The 20,599-nt window shown below is 72.5% G+C and carries 18 protein-coding genes; 12 read left to right on the forward strand and 6 right to left on the reverse strand.

Translation table 11 applies throughout. From position 1 onward, the window contains the following. The first annotated feature begins 32 nt into the window (after positions 1-32). Positions 33-2,276 carry a DUF8189 domain-containing protein gene (locus MILUP08_RS04195; protein WP_007455014.1) on the forward strand — a complete coding sequence of 748 codons (2,244 nt, stop codon included), beginning with the start codon at positions 33-35 and terminating at the stop codon, positions 2,274-2,276. 378 nt (positions 2,277-2,654) lie between these two features. Next, complete coding sequence (locus MILUP08_RS04200) at positions 2,655-3,185, forward strand: GNAT family N-acetyltransferase (RefSeq protein WP_007455015.1); 531 nt, start codon at positions 2,655-2,657, stop codon at positions 3,183-3,185. A gap of 521 nt (positions 3,186-3,706) precedes the next feature. On the opposite strand, the gene MILUP08_RS04205 is transcribed toward MILUP08_RS04200, so the two are convergent. The 3 genes from MILUP08_RS04205 to MILUP08_RS04215 all read right to left on the reverse strand — a co-directional run bounded on the left by MILUP08_RS04205 (position 3,707) and on the right by MILUP08_RS04215 (position 6,001). After that, the gene (locus MILUP08_RS04205; protein WP_007455016.1) at positions 3,707-4,957 is read right to left on the reverse strand and encodes an HNH endonuclease signature motif containing protein; all 1,251 of its coding nucleotides are present in this window, start codon (positions 4,955-4,957) and stop codon (positions 3,707-3,709) included. 55 nt (positions 4,958-5,012) lie between these two features. Continuing rightward, on the reverse strand, positions 5,013-5,231 hold the full coding sequence (locus tag MILUP08_RS04210; protein ID WP_007455018.1) for a hypothetical protein: 219 nt from the start codon (positions 5,229-5,231) through the stop codon (positions 5,013-5,015). Positions 5,232-5,521: 290 nt separating this feature from the next. Further along, the gene (locus tag MILUP08_RS04215; RefSeq protein WP_007455020.1) at positions 5,522-6,001 is read right to left on the reverse strand and encodes a winged helix-turn-helix transcriptional regulator; all 480 of its coding nucleotides are present in this window, start codon (positions 5,999-6,001) and stop codon (positions 5,522-5,524) included. Between the two features lie 106 nt (positions 6,002-6,107). On the opposite strand from MILUP08_RS04215, the gene MILUP08_RS04220 reads away from it, so the two are divergent. After that, positions 6,108-7,721: an MFS transporter gene (locus tag MILUP08_RS04220; protein WP_007455025.1), complete on the forward strand. Its 1,614-nt coding sequence runs from the start codon at positions 6,108-6,110 to the stop codon at positions 7,719-7,721. Between the two features lie 217 nt (positions 7,722-7,938). Here the strand turns inward: MILUP08_RS04220 and MILUP08_RS04225 are convergent, their stop codons facing one another. Then, positions 7,939-8,805: an oxidoreductase gene (locus MILUP08_RS04225; protein WP_007455027.1), complete on the reverse strand. Its 867-nt coding sequence runs from the start codon at positions 8,803-8,805 to the stop codon at positions 7,939-7,941. Positions 8,806-8,961: 156 nt separating this feature from the next. Here MILUP08_RS04225 and MILUP08_RS04230 point away from each other — a divergent pair, with 156 nt between their 5' ends. The 8 genes from MILUP08_RS04230 (at position 8,962) to MILUP08_RS04260 (ending at position 16,899) form a co-directional block, all read left to right on the forward strand. Continuing rightward, entirely contained in the window at positions 8,962-9,843 is an 882-nt protein-coding gene (locus tag MILUP08_RS04230) for a helix-turn-helix domain-containing protein (RefSeq protein ID WP_007455028.1), read from the forward strand. A gap of 53 nt (positions 9,844-9,896) precedes the next feature. Continuing rightward, the gene (locus MILUP08_RS04235; RefSeq protein WP_007455030.1) at positions 9,897-10,439 is read left to right on the forward strand and encodes a TetR/AcrR family transcriptional regulator; all 543 of its coding nucleotides are present in this window, start codon (positions 9,897-9,899) and stop codon (positions 10,437-10,439) included. A gap of 96 nt (positions 10,440-10,535) precedes the next feature. After that, the gene (locus MILUP08_RS04240; RefSeq protein WP_007455032.1) at positions 10,536-11,567 is read left to right on the forward strand and encodes a medium chain dehydrogenase/reductase family protein; all 1,032 of its coding nucleotides are present in this window, start codon (positions 10,536-10,538) and stop codon (positions 11,565-11,567) included. Positions 11,568-11,886: 319 nt separating this feature from the next. Further along, entirely contained in the window at positions 11,887-12,060 is a 174-nt protein-coding gene (locus tag MILUP08_RS35770; protein WP_007455033.1) for a hypothetical protein, read from the forward strand. Next, a complete protein-coding gene (locus MILUP08_RS04245; RefSeq protein ID WP_007455035.1) occupies positions 12,057-13,112 on the forward strand; it encodes a glycosyltransferase family 4 protein in 1,056 nt (351 codons plus the stop codon). The genes MILUP08_RS35770 and MILUP08_RS04245 overlap by 4 nt, the downstream gene beginning before the upstream one ends. Before the next feature lie 129 nt (positions 13,113-13,241). Beyond that, complete coding sequence (locus MILUP08_RS04250; protein ID WP_007455038.1) at positions 13,242-14,378, forward strand: glycosyltransferase; 1,137 nt, start codon at positions 13,242-13,244, stop codon at positions 14,376-14,378. Next, positions 14,375-15,427 (forward strand): hypothetical protein, encoded by a 1,053-nt coding sequence (locus tag MILUP08_RS04255; protein ID WP_007455039.1) that lies wholly within the window; start codon positions 14,375-14,377, stop codon positions 15,425-15,427. The genes MILUP08_RS04250 and MILUP08_RS04255 overlap by 4 nt, the downstream gene beginning before the upstream one ends. After that, on the forward strand, positions 15,424-16,899 hold the full coding sequence (locus tag MILUP08_RS04260; protein WP_007455040.1) for a glycoside hydrolase family 130 protein: 1,476 nt from the start codon (positions 15,424-15,426) through the stop codon (positions 16,897-16,899). Before MILUP08_RS04255 ends, MILUP08_RS04260 begins: the two co-directional genes overlap by 4 nt. A gap of 77 nt (positions 16,900-16,976) precedes the next feature. On the opposite strand, the gene MILUP08_RS04265 is transcribed toward MILUP08_RS04260, so the two are convergent. Together MILUP08_RS04265 and MILUP08_RS04270 are read right to left on the reverse strand one after the other, a co-directional pair. Beyond that, positions 16,977-17,780, reverse strand: coding sequence for an RNA polymerase sigma factor SigF (locus tag MILUP08_RS04265; RefSeq protein ID WP_007455041.1), 804 nt, complete (start codon positions 17,778-17,780; stop codon positions 16,977-16,979). A 240-nt stretch (positions 17,781-18,020) separates the two neighbouring features. Beyond that, the gene (locus MILUP08_RS04270) at positions 18,021-19,076 is read right to left on the reverse strand and encodes an ice-binding family protein (RefSeq protein ID WP_039907259.1); all 1,056 of its coding nucleotides are present in this window, start codon (positions 19,074-19,076) and stop codon (positions 18,021-18,023) included. A 272-nt stretch (positions 19,077-19,348) separates the two neighbouring features. Here MILUP08_RS04270 and MILUP08_RS04275 point away from each other — a divergent pair, with 272 nt between their 5' ends. Further along, positions 19,349-20,563 carry a PP2C family protein-serine/threonine phosphatase gene (locus MILUP08_RS04275; protein WP_007455044.1) on the forward strand — a complete coding sequence of 405 codons (1,215 nt, stop codon included), beginning with the start codon at positions 19,349-19,351 and terminating at the stop codon, positions 20,561-20,563. The last annotated feature ends 36 nt before the right edge of the window (positions 20,564-20,599 follow it).

Raw genomic sequence — 20,599 nt, forward strand, 5'->3', positions numbered from 1 at the left:
CACCCCCACCCCCGAGGGACAGGAGTACCTCCATGCGCCTGAACCGACCGCTGACCGCCGCCCTGGCCGTGCTCGGCCTGGGCCTGGTCAGCCCCACGCCGGCCATGGCCGGCCCTCCGCAGGCCGGCCTCCCGCAGGCCGGCCCTCCGCAGGCCGGCCCTCCGCAGGCTGGTCACGGGTTCGGCCGTCCCGGCCACACGCCGGCTGGCGCCGGAGCCGAGGACCAGGGCGCGCCCACGTTCTTCGACAGTGGACTCGCCCCGACGCCCTACCAGGGCTGGAACACCTACTTCGGCCTCGGTGGCGATCCCACCGAGGCCGAAGTCAGGTCGGTCGCCGACCACATGGTCCGCAGTGGCCTGCGCGATGCCGGCTACACGTACGTCTGGATCGACGGCAACTGGGCCGCGCCCACCCCGCGCAACGTGGCCGGTCAGCTCGTCGCCGACCCCGCCCGCTTCCCGGGTGGGATGGCCGCGCTGGCCGCGTACATCCACAGCCTGGGGATGAAGGCCGGCATCTACACCGACGCCGGCCCGTACCTGCCGGGGCAGTGTGGGCTCGGCAGCAACGGCCACTACCAGGCCGACATCGCGCAGTTCGCCGGCTGGGGCTTCGACGCCCTCAAGGCCGACTGGCTGTGCGGCCGGGCCGCCGGCCTCGACCCGGAGGCCACGTTCCGCGAGCTGGCGCAGGCGGTACGCCAGTCGCCACGGCCGATGCTGCTCAACATCTGCAACCCGGTCAGCTCGGACTGGGGTGGCGGCCCGTACACCCCGGAGCAGCTCTCCACCTGGAGCTACACGTACGCGCCGACAATCGCCGACTCCTGGCGGACGTACACCGACGTGGGGCTCACCGACCCGAGCCCGCAGTGGGCGTACCCGTGGGTGCTGCGCAACATGGACGTCAACGCGTACCACCCGGCGGCCACCGGGCCGGGGCACTACAACGACCCGGACTACCTGCTGCCGATGCGCCCGCTGCCCGACGGCGGGTACGAGCTGAGCCTGGAGGAGTCCAAGACGCAGCTCGGCATGTGGGCCATCATGGCCGCGCCGCTGGTGATCGGCTCCGACCCGCGCGGCCTGCCGAGCGAGATGATCTCGGCGCTGACCAACCCGGAGATCGTCGCAGTGGACCAGGACCCGCTGGTCCGACAGGGCGTCAAGGTCGCCGACACCGGCACCGACGCGCAGGTGTGGAGCAAGGTGCTCACCGGGCCCGGCAAGCGGGCTGTCGCGCTGCTCAACAGGTACGACAGCGCCCAGCAGATCACCGTGACCTTCGCGGACGTCGCGCTCGGCGGGTCGGTCCGTGTTCGTGACCTGTGGGCCCGCGCCGACGTGGACGCCCAGCCGGGCACGCCGGGTGTGCAGCCGTTCAGCGGCTCGTACACCGTCGAGGTCCCGGCGCACGGCGTGGCCATGCTCGGCCTCACCGGCACCGACCAGGTCGCCGGCGCCAGCCTCGGCGGCACCGCCAGCGCCAGCCCCGCGCTGGTCCGGGTGGACGACACGCACGCCACGGCCTTCGTCCGCGACGCGCAGGGCGCGCTGGCGGTCAACACCCGCTCCGGTACGACGTGGGGGACCGGGTGGACCTCGCTCGGCGGCCCGGTCGGCGGTCGGATCCTCGGCCAGCCGGCCGCGTACGCCTCGGCGAACGGGCGGATCGACGTGTTCGTCCGTGGCACCGACAACGCCGCCTGGCAGCGCAGTTACGTCGCCGGCACGTGGGGTCCGTGGCAGAGCCTCGGCGGCACGCTCACCGACGGCCCGACTGTGGCGTGGACCGGCCCCACACAGTGGACGCTCATCGTCCGTGGCGCCGACGGCAAGCTCTGGTCGCGTACCCCGACCAGCGGTTGGAGCGGCATCGGCGCTCCCGACGACCGGCCGGTCTACGGCCGGCCGAGCGCTGTCGTCGACGACGCCGGCGTGTTGCAGGTGGCCGTGCGCAGCCGCACCGACGAGGTGTGGTGGCGCAGCCGGACCGGCACCACCTGGTCGGCCTGGACCAACCTGGGCGGCACCACAAGCGGCAGCCCGACGCTGCTCGCCACGGCCGGACGGGTCTACCTGTTCGCGCTTGCCGCCGACAACCGGCTGTGGCAGCGCAACCTGACCGACGGGGCGTGGGGCGGCTGGTTCCGTCGCGGCGAGTTCGCCACCGACGCGTTCCGGGGCGCCCCGGGGGCCGCCGCGGGCGCCAACGGCAGCGCCTGGCTGGCCGTGCGCGGCGCGGACGACCGCGTACACCAGATCGTCTTGTGATCCGAGGGTGGCGGGCCGCCGGTCGGCGGCCCGCCACCCGCACCCACCCACGGCCCGGCCTGCGCCGGCTCGGTTCTCCTGGTCGCCGCGATCCCGCAACCCCGCCGGTGTACGTCGCCAACGACTCCTCGGCGAGCTGAACCAGGTACCGGGCGGTCGGGCCGCTGCTGGTCGGGGCGGCGGCGCTGCTGGGCAGGCTGGTCAGGCCGGACGTCCGCGTGCCGGCTGAACAGCCAAGGCACAGATCCTCGGCGTAGGGCCGGCCGCGGTCAGTGCCACGGCGGCCAGCATGCTGACCCCGCGCCCCGCCCCTGTGGCCCGACCACGGCCCCGCCCGACGCTCGGCCAGTGGCCACAGCCACGGATTAGAGTTCCGCCATGGACGACACCACCCGCGGCATACGGATCAGACGCGGTGGCCCGGCTGACGCACCCGCCGTACTGAACATGCTCGACTCGGCGGTGATCTGGATGAACGCTCGTGGCAACACCGAGCAGTGGGGCACGACGCCGTTCTCGGAGAAGCCCGGCGGGGTCGAGATGGTCGATCGGTACCTGACCGAGAACCTCCCGTACATCGCGGAGCTGGACGGCACGCCGGCCGCCGCTCTGGTGTTGGACTCCGGGCCTGCTCCGCAGGCGCCGATTGCGGCCGCGGGAGAGCCGGAGCGGTACGTCCGTCTGCTGGTCTCCGACCGACGGTTCGCCGGTCGACATCTCGGGTCGGCCCTGCTGGCACACGCCGTGGAGGAGACCCGGCGAGCGGGCGTGCAGTTGCTGCGGGTCGACTGCTGGGCGGGCGGCGACGGCGAGTTGGTGGCCTTCTACGAGCGCCACGGGTTCACGGCCACCGAAACCTTCCTGTCGGGCACCTGGCCGGGGCAGGTGCTGGCCCAGCGGATCGGCTGACCGGCACGCCCCCGACGCACCCTCGGGCCTCCCCGACGATCAACTGCACGGCGTGCACCCGGCACACGGGCTGCGGTCGTGCTGGATCCGGACCTGCCGGCGGCCGGCGCCCTGGCCCGGCACACCGTGGGTGGGTCTGGGTCTGGGTCTGGGTCTGGGTCTGGGTCGGTGGTCCGGTCGTGCTCGGTGGGACTGGGCCTGCGCTCGGTGGTCCGGTCGCGTTCGGTGGGTCTGGGCCTGGGCTTGGTGCTCCGGTCGCGTTCGGTGGGTCTGGGCCTGGGCTTGGTGCTCCGGTCGTGCTCGGTGGGTCTGGGCCTGGGCTTGGTGGTCCGGTCGCGCTTGACGGGGTTCCGGGGGTCTGGGCGCGACGGGTCAGCGGTCTGCGCTTGGTGGCGCTTTCGGGGTCTGGGCGTGGTGGTTCTGCGGTCTGCGCTCGGTGGTCCCGGTCGTGTCTCTGCCGATACCTCGTGAGCGCGCACCGGGAACGCCGCGAGCAGCAGGAAGGTGGCGGGCCGGTGGGCCTACGTGCGTCGGTGGTACTGGTTGCGGCGGGGGAGTTGGTCCGGGTCGAGCCAGGCGGGTGGGGTGAACTCGGGGCGGCCGTCGCCGGCCAACCGTACGGTCCAGTCGCCGTGGTGGATGTGCCGGTGGTGATGGCCGCAGAGCAGGACGGCGTTCGCGAGGCTGGTGTCGCCGCCGTCGGCCCAGTGGTGGATGTGGTGGGCGTCGCACCAGCGTGGCGGGCGGTCGCAGCCGGGGAAGGCGCAGCCACGGTCACGGAGGACGAGTGCCCGGCGGAGTGCGCCGGTGATGAGCCGACGTTGGCGGCCGACGTCGAGGACCTGGCCGCCGCCGCCGAGGACGGCGGGCAGGATGGCGGCGTCGCAGGCGAGCCGACGGACCGTTTCCGGGGTCAACCCGAGGCCGGTGTCCAGTGTGCCCGCGTCGAGCTGGCCCACGAGGCCGTCGAAGCTGGTGGTGACGACGAGCTGAGCGACCTCGCCGCCGTGTTCGGGCAGTTCGCCGGTGCGCAGAGTGAGCCGGCACAGGTCGGCGAGCGCATCGTGTCGGCGTTGCCCGGGAGAGCGTTGATCGTCGGGACCTGACGGCGCGGTCAGGGGATCGATGGCTGCGCGCAGCAGACCGGCGGTTTCGGTGTCGAGGGTGCCGGTGAGTCGGAGACGGCCGTCGGTGAGCGTCGACAGAGTGACGTGGCGGTCGCGGACGGCTCGACGCGCCTCAGCCTCCAGCGCGGTCTTCGCGGCGGCATCGGCGAGCTCCGGTGCGACGTGGTCGAGGATCCGCATGCTCAGCTTGCGGAGCAGGGTCGGGTCGAACTGCCCGGCCCATTCCACGAGCACACCCACCGCCTTGTCGGCGACCGCCGCGCCGGCGGTGCTCCCCACGGTGTCGACGGTGTCGGCGATGACTCGAGCCTGATCGAGCGTGATGTTGGCATCGGCCAGCGCCTGTCGTACTCCCGGGTTGCCGCTGTCGAGCGCGGCGGCGAGGTCGACGAGGCGACGGGCGGTGGGAACGGTGAGGTGCAGTCGTTCGCGGAGCCACACCGCCGTGGAGGACGCGCCCTGCGCGACGGGCGTGCCCCGGCCGTCCAGCTCGCGGATCAGCGAGAGCTTGACGGCGGCGAGGCGTTGCTCGATGCGGTGCGTCGCGTCGAGCGCGGCGACGAGATCGTCCGCGGGGAGGGCCCACGCGGCGGTGTCGGCGCAGGCCACCACCGCACTCTCGGCCTGCGTCAACTCCTCCACCATGACCCGAGACTAGAACAGGTGTACGACAATTCCAGTCGCCAAGATCGATCGATTTTCAGCCGCTGGCCCGCTCGCAGTGCCCGGCCCGCCAGCAGTGCCCGGCCCTGTCGTAGCGTCCGATCCGCTCGTAGCGTCCGGCCTGCTCGCAGCGTCCGATCCGGTCGTAGCGTCCGGCCCGCTCGCAGTGCCCGGCTCGCCAGCAGTGCCCGGCCCGGTCGTAGCGTCCGATCCGGTCGTAGCGTCTGGCCTGCCCGCAGTGCGGCCCGCCAGCCACGCCCGGCCCGCCAGCCGCCCGGCCTGCATCAGTGGCGCCCGGCCTGCTCGCTGGCCGCCCGCCTGCCCGCGGCACTGGGCCGCTAGGCCTACTGAGGCCGCTGGGCCTACTGAGGCCGCTGGACCGCTGGACCGCTGGACCGCAGGGCCGCTGGGCCGCTGGGAGTCGCTGGCCCGCGTGCGTCCGCTGGACCGCCCGGAGCCGCCGGCCCGCCCGCAACCGTCAGACCATCATGAGCTGCGGACCGCCAGGGCGTGGCAGCACCGTTGGTGGTCGGTCGGGCCTGGGTGTCAGTTGCGGCGGATCAGGCCCGGCCCGGCGGTGATGTCGATGTCGCCGCTCTCGATGTCGTGTCCGGCTGCGCAGCGGAGCACCGCGCGCACCGGTTCGCCGCAGTGGTGGTGGGTGGCGAGGATGCCGGGGCCGGCTTCGTCGGCGCTCCAGGTGTCGCCCCAGTTGCGCAGTGCGGTGATGACCGGCAGCAGTTCGTGGCCCTTGCGGGTGAGTTGGTACTCGTGGCGGGTGCGCTGTCCCGGTTCCCGGTACGGGATTCGTTCGAGCAGGCCGGCGGCGACCATGTCCTTGAGGCGGGCCGCCATGGCCGGCTCGCCGACGCCTACCCGGTGGACGAAGTCGTCGAAACGACGCGTGCCGAGCAGTGCCTCGCGCAGGATCAGGATCGTCGAACGGCTGCCCACGATGTCCATCGCCCGTGCGACGGAGCAGTTCTCCATCGACCAGGAGTCGCGGTCGTCCCGTAGGTCCTCCATGTGTCCCAGCCTACCTGACTTGCGCCGAAGCTAGCCAGGTGATTCACTGGGGAACTGCTGACTTTTGCATAGGCAAGCCAGCAGGACTCCAACCCGAGGACGCCTTGTGACCACCAGCAGCGCGGCCCCGACCGGGCCGGCCAATGCCGCCCCGACCGGGCCGGCGAGCGCGGCCCCGACCGGGCCGGCCAATGCCGCCCCGACCGGGCCGGCCGTCACCACCCGTACGTCCGTTCGCGGCTCCCGGCCGGTGACCCTGATCGCCATGTGTCTGGGCGCGATGATCACCTTCCTGCAGATCACCGCGACGGTCTCCGCCCTGACCACGATCCAGGCCGACCTTCGGGTCGACCCGACCACCGTGATCTGGATCCCCAGTGCCTACACCCTGGTCGTGGCGAGCCTGGTGCTGTCCGCCGCCACCCTGGGCAACCGTTACGGGCGCAGGCGCATGTTCGGCGCCGGCGTCGTCGCGATGATCGTCGGCGGCGCCGTCGTGGCCAGCGCCCCCACGGTGGCCTGGGTGATCGTCGGTCAGCTGGTCGCGGGCCTCGGCGGCGCCCTGATCCTGCCGAACAGTTTGGCGATCCTCGGTGCCACGTTCACCGACCCGCACCGCCGTACCGAGGTCATCACCGCCTGGTCGGCCGCCTCCGGCATCGGGCTGGCGATCGGCCCGCTCATCGCCGGAACGCTGCTGCGTCACCATTCGTGGCACAGCGTCTACCTGTCGGTGATCGTGCTGGGCGTCGTCACCCTCGTCGTCGCCGCGATCGGGGTGGCCGAGTCACGGCCCAGCGCCGGACGACTCGACCTGCCCGGTCTGCTGCTCGGCACCGTCGCCATCGCCGCTGCCGTCTACGCCATGATCCAGGGCGGACGCGACGGCTACGCCAGCCCCGTGGTGGGGACCGCCTGGGTCGTCTCGGCCGTCGCGCTGGTCACGTTCGTGCTGGTCGAGCTGCGGAGCAGCACACCGATGCTGGACGTACGGCTGTTCCGCTCGGCGTCGTTCAGCGCCGTCATGGTCGTCGCCGCGGTGTCGCTGTTCGGCTTCACCGGCGTGGCGATCCTGCTCGTCCTCTTCCACGAGCGTGCCCAGGGGCTCAGCCCGCTGGACACCGGCTGGCGGATGCTGGTGCTCTTCGGTGCGTACGTGCTCGTGGCCTTCGCCGCCGGTCGGACCATCCGGCGCACCGGGTTCAAGGCGCCACTCACTCTGGGTCTGGTGCTTGGCGCGGTGGCCAGCTTCGGGCTGGCGGCGCAGGGGCCGACCACGACGTTCGACCACCGCTGGGCGTTGTTCGTGCTGTTCGGCGCCGCCAGCGGGCTGGTGGTGGCCCCGGCCACGGCGGCGGCGCTGGCCAGCGTGGCGCCCGCACAGGCCGGCATGGCCTCCGGCGCGGTAAACGCCTCCCGTCAGGTCGGCTCGGTGCTGGGCTCGTCCCTGCTGGGCACGCTGCTCACCACCACGATGGTGGCGGACCTGCCCGACCGTCTTGCCGCCCACCAGGTAGGCGAGCCGACCCGTACCGCCGTGGAGGCGGCGGTGGCCGCCGGCGCGACAGGCGACCAGCCGCTGCCCGATCCGGTCCGGGCGGCGCTCGCCGAGGCCATGACCTCCGGAGTCCAGGCCGGTCTGCGGATCAGCGGCATCGTCTTCCTGGTCACCGCCGTGCTCGCGCTCACCCTCATCCGCAACCGCCCACACCAGCACTAGGTCCGGCCCCGGCAACGGCCCCAGGACCCGGGCCACGCCAGCACCGGGCCCAGGGCCGAGCCGCCGACGGCCCCAGGACCCGGGCCACGCCAGCACCGGGCCCAGGGCCGAGCCGCCGACGGCCCCAGGACCCGGGCCACGCCAGCACCGGGATCCGGCCCGCGCCTGCGCGAGGTGACATCGGCGTCCGGCCCGGCCCGGCCCCAGCGGGCTGCGGTCAGCCGCCGATGGTGTCCAAGTCCGCGATCGCGTCGGCCGGCAGCGTCAGGTCGGCCGCGGCGAGGTTCTCCCGCAGGTGTGCCAGCGTCGACGTGCCCGGGATCAGCGCGGTGGTGGGGGAGCGCTGCAGCAACCAGGCCAGGGCTACCTGCTGTGGCGAGGCGCCCACCCGGGTGGCCACGTCATTGAGGATGTCGGACTGCAACGGCGTGAATCCGCCGAGCGGGAAGAACGCCGCGAACGCGATGTTCTCCGCCGCGCACCTGTCCACCAGGGCGTCGTCCTGTCGGTTCGCGAGGTTGTAGAGGTTCTGCACAGTGACCACGGGGGCGATTGCCTGGGCCTCGGTGAGCTGGTCGAGCGTGACGTTGCTGAGCCCGAGGTGCCGGATCAGCCCCTCCTGCCGCAACTCGGCGAGGGCGCCGAACTGCTCGGACAGGGGGTCGTCGCCGGTGCCCTCCGCCACGCCGACCCGCAGGTTGACCACGTCGAGGACGTCCAGGCCGAGGTGTTGCAGGTTGTCCCGGACCTGGGCCTTCAGCTCGTGCGGCTCCAGCGCGGGGATCCAGGAACGGTCGGCGCCGCGTCGCGCGCCGACCTTGGTGACCAGGTGCAGATCCTCGGGGTACGGGTGCAGGGCCTCGCGGATCAGCTCGTTCACCACCACCGGGCCGTAGAAGTCGCTCGTGTCGATGTGTCGGACGCCCCGATCGACGGCCTCGCGCAGCACGGCGAGGGCCTGCGCACGGTCGCGCGGCGGGCCGTAGACACCGGGGCCGGCCAGCTGCATCGCCCCGTAGCCCATCCGGCTCAGGGTGAGGCCGTCGGCGGGGGTCAGGGAGCCGCCGGGAAGGTTGTCGCTCATGTCGTACCTCTAACCGTTGTCGTCGTGGATATGCGGACGGTCCGAAGATCGGCCTACGACGACTGTCCGTCGGCATCCGGCCGGGCGGCAGGGCGGGGTGTTCCTGGTAGTGACACGGCCAGTCACCGGGCCGTGGGGCGATCTACCGTCAAGGGCATGGACGTCACCAACCAGCTCGGCGACTTTCTGCGTGCCCGGCGGGAACAGGTCCGGCCCGAGGACGTCGGTCTCGGCCCGGGCGTCGGCCTGCGCCGGGTGCCTGGCCTGCGCCGCGAGGAGGTGGCGATGCTGGCCGGCATCAGCGCCGACTACTACCTGCGGTTGGAGCAGGGCCGTGAGCGGCACCCCTCGGTGCAGGTCCTCGACGCGCTCGCCGGGGTGCTGCGACTGGACCCGGAGGCCACCGCGTACATGATCGGGTTGACGCGTCCGCGGTCGCGTCGGGCGGTCCGGCCGGCCGTCGAACGGGTGCCGGCCAGTGTCCTGCACCTGGTGCGGGAGCTTCCCATGCCGGCCTTCGTGCAGAACCGCTATCTCGACATCCTGGCGTCTAACCGGATGGCGAGGGCGCTGTCGCCGAATCTCGCGCCGGGCGCCAACCGGCTGCGCGCGGTGTTTCTGGACGCGGCGGAGCGGGAGTTGTTCCGGGACTGGCGGCAGGCGATGCAGAGCGTCGTGGGGCAGATGCGCGCCGACTCGGCCGGGGACGCCGACGACCCGCGACTGACGGCGCTGGTGGGGGAGTTGTCGCTCAAGAGCGACTGCTTCCGCCAGTTGTGGGCCCGGCACGAGGTGCGGCGGCGCGAGGGTGTGGTGAGCCGGCTGCACCACCCCGAGGTGGGTGATCTCGACCTGTACTGCGACAAGCTCGCGGTCGCCGGCGCCGAGGGACAGCTCCTGGTGATCTACCACGCCGAGCCCGGTACGGAGTCGGCACGTTCGTTGGCGCTGCTCGGCTCGATCGCGGCCAGCACGCCGGACGGCGACGCGGACAGCCTCCGGGCCGGCGATCCGGCACGCCTGTATCCCCTGGAGTGAGAGCCGCGCCTGCGGGCTTGACGGCAGATGTTTGTGAGTGCACACTTACAAACATGCGATCCACCGCCGAGGCCCGCCGGGCCACCGTTCTGAACGCCGCCGTCTCGGCGTTCGCGCGCACCGGCTTCCACGCCACCCCGGTCACCGCCGTGGCGGCCGCCGCCGGCATCTCCGAGGCGTACGTCTTCCGGCTCTTCGCCGGAAAGCTCGGGCTGTTCGTGGCGGCGGCCGGGGCGTGCTTCGAGCGGATCGTCGTGGTGCTCGAAGCCGGGGCGGAGCGGGCCGGCGACGCGGGGCCGGAGGAGGTCCTGGAGGCGATGGGCGACGCGTACGCCGAGCTGATCGCCGACCGGGATCTCCTGCTGTTCCAGGTGCAGGCGCAGGCCGTCACGGACGTCCCCGAGGTCGCCGAGGCGGTGCGGGCCGGTTACAAGCGGGTCGCCACCTTCGTGCGGAGTCGGTCGGGCGCCAGCGACGCGCAGGTGCAGCAGTTCTTCGCGTACGGCCAGCTCTGCCACCTGATCGTGACCGCCGGCCTGGAGCAGGTGCCCGAGCCGTGGGCTCGTGCGCTGACCGCAGGCATCCGCCACCCCTGATCCCGACGTCCGCACCAACGGGCCGCTCCCGGGCGGCCCACTTTTTCCGGCCAAGATGTGTGTGAGTGCACACTTACAAACAGAAGGAGAACGACGATGACGACCGACAGGATGATCACCGAAGTGGTGCTGCCCGGCGTGGTCGAGCCGGACGGACTCCAGGTCAACCGACGTGCCATGCCCGTTCCCGCCGCAGGGCAGGCGCTCGTCGAGGTCGAGGCCACCGGCATCTCGTTCGCCGAGCAGCAGATGCGCCACGCTCTCTACCCCGGCCAGCCGAAGTTTCCGTTCGTGCCCGGCTACGACCTCGTCGGCACGGTGCGGGCGGTGGGCCCGGGCGGCGACGACGCGCTGATCGGCACCCGGGTCGCGGCGGTCACCAAGACTGGTGCCTGGGCCACCTACGCGCTTGTCGACATTGACGCCCTGGCCCCCGTACCCGCGGATCTGGACCCCGCCGCGGCCGAGACCGTCGTCGTCAACGGGGTGACCGCCTGGCAGATGCTGCGGGACGCCGACCTGAAGGCCGGCCAGACCATCCTCGTGCACGGCGCCAACGGCGGCGTCGGGACCGTGCTCGTCCAACTCGGCCGACACCTCGGCCTGCGAGTCATCGGCACCGCCGCCGCACGGCACCACGCCGGGTTGCGCGAACTCGGCGTCGAACCGCTCGACTACCGTGACCCCGAAATGGCCGACCGCATCCGCGAGCTGTCGCCGGGTGGCGTCGACGCCGTCTTCGACCCGGTCGCCGGCCCGGGCGTACGCACCTCGTACCGGCTGCTCGCCCCCGGCGGAAAGCTGGTCGTCTACGGCAACGCCGCCGCCGTGGGCACCGGGCAGTCGGTCGTCTGGGTCTTCGTGAAGCTGCTCGCTCGCCTCTACACCTGGAACGCCCTGCCCAACGGTCACCGGGTCGGCTTCTACAAATTCTGGTCCGGCCGCCGCACCCGCCCCACGGCGTTCTGGCGTCGGCTGCGTACCGACCTCGGCATCGTGCTCGATCTGCTCCGCCAGGGAGTGATCGTGCCGCAGATCGCCGCCCGTTACCCGCTCACCGAGGTCTCCGCCGCGCTGGTCTTCGCCGAGGCGCGCAGCCGGCCGGGCAAGGTCGTGCTGGAGCCCTGACCCCGGCGCGTCGGGGGCGCGGATGCCGTGCGCGTGCAGCCGCACCGGACGGGGCGTACGCTGGGCATGTCGCCCGGGGCCCCCGGTGGCCGCCGGATGTCGCCGCCACCAGCCCGTCTGGGCATTACCGATCGTCCTTTCCCGTCGCGCGGCGTGCCTGCCATGGTGGTCTGTCACCGGCCACGTCCCGCCGGTCGGGTTTCACCCAGGACGGCACGTTCGGGTTCGCGGCACTGCCCGGAGACGGCATCCCACCCGCGCTTTCACACCGCCGTCCAGGCGCATCACCGGTCCGGACGGCTCAACAAGGGAGCACCAGATGAGGATCGCCAGGCACAGGATCGTCAGCGCGCTACGCGATCGAGGCCAGCAGGCCCGCGCCGACTGGGTCGAGCGTGAGCTGCCGGAGCGCGTGGACCCGGCCAAGCACTCCGGGCTGCTCGCCACCCTGCACCTCGACCCGGCCGACCTCGCCGACGCGCCGTCGGTGTGAGGGTTGCGCTACTGGGCCCGGTCGCCTGGCGTACGCCCCCGCACCACTACGGCCCCTGGGAGCAGGTGACCGGCCTGCTCGCCGAGGGGCTGGTCAGCCGAGGCGTGGACGTGACGCTCTTCGCGACGCTGGACTCCGTCACCTCCGCCCGGCTCGACGGCGTCATCCCGAAGGGGTACGCGGACGACCCGGCCCTGGACGGCCGGGTGTGGGAGGCGATGCACGTCTCCCACGCGTTCGCCCGCTCGGCGGAGTTCGACCTGGTGCACAGCCACCTCGACTGGCTGCCGCTGGCGTTCGCGGAGCACTGCCACGCTCCCCTGCTCACCACCGTGCACGGGTTCTCCGGTGCCGGGATCCTGCCCGCCTACGCCCGAGCCCGCTCGTCGTACGTGTCGATCTCCGACGCCGACCGGGCGCCGGAACTCGACTACGTCGCCACGGTCCACCACGGCGTCGACATCGGCGGGCTGCCGTTCACCCGCGACGCCGGGCCGGGACTGGCCGCGTTCGGCCGCATCCACCCCGACAAGGGCACCCACACCGCGATCGAGATCGCCCGTCGCGCCGGCCGACCCCTGATCATCTGCGGCATCGTGCAGGACGAGCGGTACTTCGCCGAGCAGGTGGCCCCGCACATCGACGGGGACCGGGTCGTCTTCCTCGGGTCGGTAGGCCCGCGCCGGCGCGCCGAGGTGCTGGGCGCCAGCGCCGCCCTGCTGCACCCGATCGCGTTCGACGAACCGTTCGGCCTGTCGGTGGTGGAGTCGATGGTCTGCGGCACGCCTGTCGTCGCGTACGCGCGGGGGTCCATGCCGGAAGTCGTCGACGACGGTGTCACCGGATGCCTCGTCCACACCGTCGAGCAGGCCGTCGACGCGGTGACAGTGGTCGCCGGCCTCGACCGGGCCGCCTGCCGGGGACGGGCCCTGCAACGCTTCGGCGCGGACCGGATGGTCACCGACTACCTCGCCGTCTACGAGCGCCTCGTCGGTCGCGTCGCCGCGCCCGTCGACCGGCAGGTCGTCCCCGACCAGGCGACAGCGGTCTGACACCCACCCGTAGCTGATCACCCCCGAACACGTTCCGCCGGTCACACACGCTGACCGGCGTACGCCGTCACCGCGTGAGGCGTGCCCCCGTACCACGGTGGCGGCCGACAACCGGAAGGCCCGACGTTCATGCCCAGCTACGGATTTCTCAGCACCCACCCGCCGACGCGGTGTGGACTGGCCACCTTCAACTCCGCCCTCGCCGCCCAGCTCACCGCCGACGGCACGCGCGGTGGAATCGTGCGGGTCACCGACCACGGCGACGACCAGCGGCCCTCCCCCGGGGTGGTGCACACCTGGTCGGCGCGGACGCCGGCCGGGTGGCGGGACGCCGCCGCCGCCCTGAACACCTTCGACGTGGCAATCGTCCAGCACGAGTACGGCATCTACCCGGGCGCCGACGGCGAGGACGTCCTGCCGTTGCTGCGCCGGCTCACCGTGCCGAGCATCGTGGTCCTGCACACCGTGCTGCGCGAGCCCTCCGCCCGGCAGAAGTCCCTGCTGGAGCGGATCGTCGCCGCCGCCGGGGCGGTCGTCACGATGACCGACACCGCCCGGGACCGACTGCTCATCGGCTACGACGTGCCGGTGGAGAAGGTGACTGTCATCCCGCACGGCGCCGCCGAGCTCGCCGGTGTGCCGGTCGACAGGCGTACCCGCCCGCACCTGCTCACCTGGGGACTGATCGGCCCCGGGAAGGGCATCGAGTGGTCGCTGCGCGCCCTCGCCCGGTTGCAGGACCTCGAACCGACGCCCACCTACACCGTCGCGGGACGGACCCACCCGAAGGTGGTCGAGCACCACGGCGAGACGTACCGGTCGGGTCTGCACCGGCTCGGCGCCCAGCTCGGGATCGCGCACGCCGTGGACTACCAGGACGTCTACCACGACCAGGATGCCCTGGGCCGCCTGATCCGCTCGGCCGACGTGGTCGTGCTGCCGTACGACTCCCATGAACAGGTCACCTCAGGCGTGCTCATCGAGGCGGTGGCCGCCGGAGTGCCAGTCGTGGCCACGGCGTTCCCACACGCCGTCGAGCTGCTCACCGGCGGGCCCGGTCTGGTCGTACCCCATCAGAACCCGGCGGCGCTGGCCCTGGCGGTCCGGCGGATCCTGACCGAGCCGGGCCTCGCGACCCGGCTGGCCGGCCGGGTCCGGCCGCTGGCCGCGGATCTGCGCTGGCCGGCGGTGGCGGCCCGCTACGGCATGCTCGCCGAGCGGCTCACCGACGTACGCCCGGCCGTGGTCAGTGTGGTGTCGGCGTGACCGCGACCGTCGGCCGCTCCCGGACGACCTCCAGCAGGCGGTGGGCGACAGCACCCGCGCCGAGTTTCGCGCACCTGGCCCGGCTGAGCGACGACACAGGCCTGTTCGAGCACGCCCGCCACGCCATCGTCCGGCGCGAGCACGGCTACTGCACCGACGACGTGGCCCGTGGCCTGGTCGTTCTCTGCCGCGAGCCCGAGCCGACCGCAGAACTCCTGCGGCTCGCGGAGCGCTACCTCGCGTTCCTGACCCACGCGCAGGACGCCGCCGGCGCCTTCCACAACCGGCTCGGGCACGACCGGCGCTGGACCGACGAGCCGGGCCTCGGCGACTGGTGGGGTCGAGCGCTGTGGGGGCTGGGCACGGCCGTCGCCCGCAGTCCCGCCGCCTGGGTACGGGAGGAGGGGCTTGTCGCCTTCAGTCGCGGGGCGACGCGACGATCCCCCGCACCGCACGCGATGGCCTTCGCCGGGCTCGGCGCGGCCGAGGTGCTGCGTCGCCATCCGGGCCACGTGGCCGCGGCGGCGTTACTTGCGGACGCGGCCAGCGCCGTCGGCGCACCGGACACCGACGCGCGGTGGCCGTGGCCGCAACAACGGTTGACCTACGCCAACGCGGCCCTCGCCGAGGTCGTCATCGTCGCCAGCCAGCTACGCCACGGTGGTCCGCCCCTCGACGAGGGTCTGCGGATGCTGGCCTGGTTGCGGGACGTTCAACTGCGCGACGGACGGCTGTCAGTCGTACCCGCCGCCGGGTGGCGACGCGGCGCCGTGCGCTTCCACCACGACCAGCAGCCGATCGAGGTCGCGGCCCTGGCGGACGCCTGCGCCACGGCCGCCACGGTCAGCGGCGACCCGGCCTGGGACGACGGGGTGCGGCAGGCGATCGGCTGGTTCCTCGGTGACAACGACCTCGGCACGCCGATGTGGGATCCGGGCACCGGCGGCGGTTACGACGGGCTGACCGCGCACGGCCCCAACCTCAACCAGGGCGCCGAATCCACCCTCGCGCTCATCGCCACGCTCCAGCACGCCCGGCGGTGGTCGTGACCGACGTCCTGGCCGTCCGCCAGGACGTCACCCTCACCCCCGACCCCCGCCGGGTCGTCGTCAAGCTCTTCGTCCCGGGCGAGGACGCGGCGGTGGTACGCACCCGCGCGCGGGCGCTGATCGAGCGTGTCGCGGGCCTCGACGACGAGGAGACCGACCGGCTGCTGCGGGACACGCTCGACCGCTTCGGCACCCGGCACCGCGACCTCGCCGCGACGTTCCAGCACCACTACGACCTCGTGCGGCACCGCGCCGCCCGGGCCCCGGACCTCTCGCCCGCCAGTCGGCTCCTGGTCGGCGCCTACTTCAGCCACGAGTACGCGGTCGAGGCCGCCGCCCTGTGCAACCCGTCGATGGTCGCCCACCCGGACCAGAGCCGGTTGAGCGCCGGGCAGTTGCGCGTCGCGGTCAGCCTCCGCCAGATCGGCGAGGGTCACCTGTCGTCCATCGGGTTCGCCAGCGCGGTTCTCGGGCCGGGGCACCAGCTCACCGTCACCGACCGGTCCGGCCCCCTGGTCGTCGGACAGCGGACGGGAGTGCGGCACCGCCGGGATCTGCTCGTGGCCGGTCTGGCCGAGAAGGACTGCGACAACGAGGTCACGGCCACGGTGCTGGACGCGCTGCCCGACAGGTACGACGAGGCGGCCTTCGAGCGGGTGCTCGGTGGTCTGCCGCCGGATCTGCTCTCCCGCAGCACCGGGCTGGACACGCTGGAGCACCTGCGCCGTACCAATGCCGGCAGCTACGCCACCGCCTTTCCCGCGGAGACGGTCCTGCACGAACGCGTGCTCTGGCCGGCCACCCCGGCGGAGAGCAACGGCATGGAGGACGCCCGGTTCGTCCTCTTCACCGACGGGTCGGATCCGGTGTACCGGGCCACCTACACGGCCTACGACGGCCGCAGCATCGCCACCCGGGCACTTGTCAGCCCCGATCTGCGCCACTTCGAGATGACCCCGATGCGCGGGCCGGGAGTCCGCAACAAGGGGGTCGCGCTGTTTCCGCGTACCGTCGGCGGCCGGCATCTGGCGCTCTGCCGCGCCGACGGCGAGACCATCGGTCTGACCGAGCTGAACGCGGACAACCGCTGGCAGCCACCGGTTCCGCTGCACGCTCCCCGGGACAGCTGGGAGCTGATCCAGGTCGGCAACTGCGGATCTCCCATCGAGACCGAGGCGGGCTGGCTCGTGCTCACCCACGGCGTCGGCCCGATGCGTCGGTACGCGATCGGTGCGCTGCTGCTCGACCTGCGTCGACCGGATCGGGTGGTCGCGCGCCTCCCCGGCGTGCTCCTGGCCCCCGAGCGGTCCGACCGGGACGGCTACGTGCCGAACGTCGTCTACTCCTGCGGCGGGCTCGTCCACGACGGTGAGCTGTGGATGCCGTACGGCGCCAGCGACGCCCGGGTCGGCTTCGCCACCGTGCCGATGGCCGCGCTGCTCGCCGCGATGGTGGACGACCGGCGAGACTGAGCACCGACGGGCCGACGGCCGAGGCGGCGGTCGGCCTTTGCACCGGCCGGGCTGCGGGGCCGCGGCGGTCGGGTGGATCAGGCGAAGTCCGCGGAGAGGTGTCCGCGCAGCGTGGCCAGCGCCCGGGTGATCAGCCGGGAGACGTGCATCTGGGAGACGCCGATCTGCTCGGCGATCTGGGCCTGGGTCAGGTTGCCGTGGAACCGCAGACTGAGGATCCGTCGTTCGCGCTCCGGCAGCGTGGCGAGCGCCGGGCCGAGGGCGACGCGGAGGTCGACGAGGTCGAACTCGTGGTCGTGCTCTCCGAGGGTGTCGCCCAGCTCCATGCCACCGTCGATGCCCATCGGGGTGGACAGCGAGGTCGCCCGGTACGCGCGGGCCCCCTCCAGCCCCTCCAGCACGGTCTCCTCGGAGACGTCGAGGTAGGCCGCGATGTCGGCCACCGTGGGCGAGCGGCCCAGGGTGTGCGTCAGTGTGCTGTTGGCGGCGGTGATCGAGAGCCGGAGTTCCTGGAGGCGGCGCGGCACCCGCACCGCCCAGGTGCGGTCCCGGAAGTACCGCTTGATCTCGCCGACGATGGTCGGGATGGCGTACCCGCTGAAGTCGACACCCCGCGTGGCGTCGAAGTGGTCGACGGCCTTGATGAGGCCGACCATGGCGGTCTGCGTCAGATCCTCGTCGGGGGCGCCGCGCCCCGAGTAGCGGCGGGCAAGGTGGCGGGCGAGCGGCAACCACGCCTCGATGGCGCGCTCGCGCAGTGCCGGTCGGCGCGGGTCGTCGGCGGGGGTGGTGGCCAGCTCGACTATCAGTTCGTCGGTGGTGGCGGTGGTGCTCCGTCGGCCGAAGGCGGTGCCGGTGGTGGTTTCGACAGTCGTGACCATGGGCTGGTCCTCTCCGCGCATGCCCGTCGACCAGGGCGACCGGAGGAATCCGATGCGCTGTCGGCAGGACCACAACCACGGGCCTTGCCGCCGCGTCATGTCGTTCAGGTGTTGGCGTGCACGTTACCCGAAAGTGTGAAGTATTACTAGCCGAAAGTATGAGATTGGGCAGCTCGGTGCGCTGCGCGGTGGGTTTGGGAGTGCCCCGGCGGCCGGTCACCCGGCCGCCGGGACGCTTCGTCAGGACTCGAGCTGTCGACGTCGGCGCACAAGCAGCAGCAGGGCTGCGCCGCTGGCGACGGCGATGCTGCCGACCGCGCTCAGGGCGGGCAGCAGGCCGCCGCCACCCCTACCGCCGGTGACGGGCAGCTCGGTGCGGGTGGGGGCCACCGTGGGCTGCCCGGTCGGCGTCCCGGTGGGCTGGCCCGTCGGTGTCCCGGTGGGCTGGCCCGTCGGTGTCCCGGTGGGCTGCCCGGTCGGGGTGCCCGTCGGGGTTCCGGTCGGAGTGCTGGTGGGCGTGCCCGTCGGCGTACCGGTCGGCGTCGACGTGGGGGTTCCCGTCGGCTGGAGGCAGGCGGGCGCGTTGATGGTGTTGGTGTCGAGAGTGACCTCGCCGGTCCGTGCGAGGGCGCGGCCCTGGAGGGTGGCGCCGGTGTTCATGGCGATCGAGGTCTGGGCCAGGATGTTGCCCATGAAGCGGCTGCCGGTGCCAATCGTGGCCGAGCTGCCCACCTGCCAGTAGACGTTGCAGGGTGAGGCGCCGTTGATGAACACCACGCTGCTGCCGGAGGCGGTGACGAGGGTGGATGCGATCTGGAAGATGAACACCGCCGCCGGATCGTTCTGGCTGTCGAGCGTCAGCGTCCCGGTCAGCTGTGCGGCGCCGATCCGGTAGACCCCCGGAGTCAGCGTGGTGCCGCCCAGTTCGGCGGGCAGGTTGGTGAACGGCGTCCGACCGGCGGCGTCGTTGTACGCGGTGGTCAGGTCGTTCTTGGCCTGCAGCGCCACGGCGTCGGCCAGGTGGATCTCCCCGGCGACGACGCCTGGTGGGAAGCCGGTTGCGGCGCTGCCCGGGCTGACGCCCAGGCTCTGCGCCAGGAAGCTCGGCCCCGTGTTGGTGACCCTCTCGCCGGCCAGCACGGAGAAGTTCGCGGCCGTCCCGAGGTTTACCGGCGCCTCGGCTGCGCTCGCGCCGGTGCCGCTGAAGACGAGTACGGCGACGGCCGCGCCAGCGGCGGCGACGGCCGTCAACGCGGACATGACCGCGCGAGGTCGGCGCAATAATGTGCTTGTCACGATGTGCCCTTTCACGAATGCGTCGCACCGGACACCGGTCGGGTCGGCAGTGGGGCGGCCGGACCAGACCGCAGATGGACGTAATCGGACTTTTGCATAACAATGCCGCAAAGTTTCTATAACGCCCAAGATCCCTTCAAATAGCCCACCTTTACCGTTCGGCGGCGGCTCAGCCTGAGCGACGGCAGGGAGTCCCTCGTCTCGCCGGGCCTCCGCGTATTGGTCAGTTGGCCGCCGGGCTTCTACGGTGGTCAGGACACGGGAGGTGGAGCTTGGTCGACGCCGGCGACGCGGTGCGTTGGTTGCAGCTCAACGCACCCCGGGGCGGGCCGGACGAATTGGCGCTCCTGGTCAGCCGGGCCGCGGGGGCAGTCGGTGCCACCGAGATCGTGATCTATCTGGCCGACTACAACCAGTCCTGTCTCGTGCCCCTGCTGGGCGCCGGTCTCGACCGGGACGAGCTGACGATCGAGACGACCCTGGCCGGTCGGGCGTTCACCACCCTCGATGTGCAGCGTGCCGCCGACAACCCGGACCGGCTCTGGGTGCCCCTGCTGCTCGGCTGCGAGCGGCTGGGCGTGCTGGAGGTCGTGTCGCCGGCCGCCGCCGACACGGCGTTGGACGGGCCGGCCTGGGAATTGGCGGTCAACGTCGCCCAGGTCCTGGTGAACCGCAGGCTCTACGGCGATGTCGTCGAGCGGATGCGGCGGCGGCTGCCGATGCAGGTCGCCGCCGAGATCGTGTGGGGGCTGTTGCCGCCGCTGACCTTTGCGACCGACGATCTGGTGATCACCGCGATCCTCGAACCGTGCTACGACGTCGGCGGCGACATCTTCGACTACGCGCTGAACGGCGACGTGCTCAGTCTCGGGCTCTTCGACACCTGCGGGCACGGCATCAAGGCGAGCACCCTGGCCTCCCTGGTGGTCAGCGCGTACCGCAACGCCCGCCGGTCCGGCCTCGACCTCGTCGACACGGCCATCAGCATCGACAGGTGGGTGCGCTCGGAGCACCCGAGCTACTTCGCGACCGCGCTGCTCGCCGAGCTGGACCGGCGCACCGGTCGGCTCCGGATCATCAACGCGGGGCACCCCGGCGCCATGCTGCTGCGCGACGGCAAGGCCATCCGGGAGCTGCCGGGGCCGACCGCGCTGCCGCTCGGCCTGGGCCACCTGTCAAAGGCGCGACCCCAGGTGCACGAGGAGGAGCTGCACCCCGGCGACCGCATCCTCGCCTACACCGACGGCATCACCGATGCGAAGAGCATCGACGGGGACCGGTTCGGGGTGGACCGGCTCGTCGACTTCGTCAACCGTGCCCTCAACGACGGGCTGCCCAGCCCGGAGACGATGCGCCGCCTGGTGCGTGCCGTCCTCGCGTACCAGGACGAGCAGCTCGACGACGACGCCACGGCCCTGTTCCTGGAGTGGCAGCCCCCGCACCTGCCGTTGGGCCACCTGCGGCACGTCACCGCGCCCCAGCCCTGACCGTCGAGTGGGATTTTGCACTCCCAGTGCACTTGT

Origin of the sequence: Micromonospora lupini str. Lupac 08, from assembly GCF_000297395.2 — a bacterium.
In the GTDB taxonomy this organism is placed as follows: domain Bacteria; phylum Actinomycetota; class Actinomycetes; order Mycobacteriales; family Micromonosporaceae; genus Micromonospora; species Micromonospora lupini.

Excerpts from the sequence above, each read along its gene's own strand:
- MILUP08_RS04195 (WP_007455014.1), top strand. The coding sequence starts at position 33 with ATGCGCCTGAACCGACCGCTGACCGCCGCCCTGGCCGTGCTCGGCCTG.
- MILUP08_RS04200 (WP_007455015.1), top strand. The coding sequence starts at position 2,655 with ATGGACGACACCACCCGCGGCATACGGATCAGACGCGGTGGCCCGGCT.
- MILUP08_RS04205 (WP_007455016.1), bottom strand. The coding sequence starts at position 4,957 with ATGGTGGAGGAGTTGACGCAGGCCGAGAGTGCGGTGGTGGCCTGCGCC.
- MILUP08_RS04215 (WP_007455020.1), bottom strand. The coding sequence starts at position 6,001 with ATGGAGGACCTACGGGACGACCGCGACTCCTGGTCGATGGAGAACTGC.
- MILUP08_RS04225 (WP_007455027.1), bottom strand. The coding sequence starts at position 8,805 with ATGAGCGACAACCTTCCCGGCGGCTCCCTGACCCCCGCCGACGGCCTC.
- MILUP08_RS04230 (WP_007455028.1), top strand. The coding sequence starts at position 8,962 with ATGGACGTCACCAACCAGCTCGGCGACTTTCTGCGTGCCCGGCGGGAA.
- MILUP08_RS04235 (WP_007455030.1), top strand. The coding sequence starts at position 9,897 with ATGCGATCCACCGCCGAGGCCCGCCGGGCCACCGTTCTGAACGCCGCC.
- MILUP08_RS04240 (WP_007455032.1), top strand. The coding sequence starts at position 10,536 with ATGACGACCGACAGGATGATCACCGAAGTGGTGCTGCCCGGCGTGGTC.
- MILUP08_RS35770 (WP_007455033.1), top strand. The coding sequence starts at position 11,887 with ATGAGGATCGCCAGGCACAGGATCGTCAGCGCGCTACGCGATCGAGGC.
- MILUP08_RS04250 (WP_007455038.1), top strand. The coding sequence starts at position 13,242 with ATGCCCAGCTACGGATTTCTCAGCACCCACCCGCCGACGCGGTGTGGA.
- MILUP08_RS04265 (WP_007455041.1), bottom strand. The coding sequence starts at position 17,780 with ATGGTCACGACTGTCGAAACCACCACCGGCACCGCCTTCGGCCGACGG.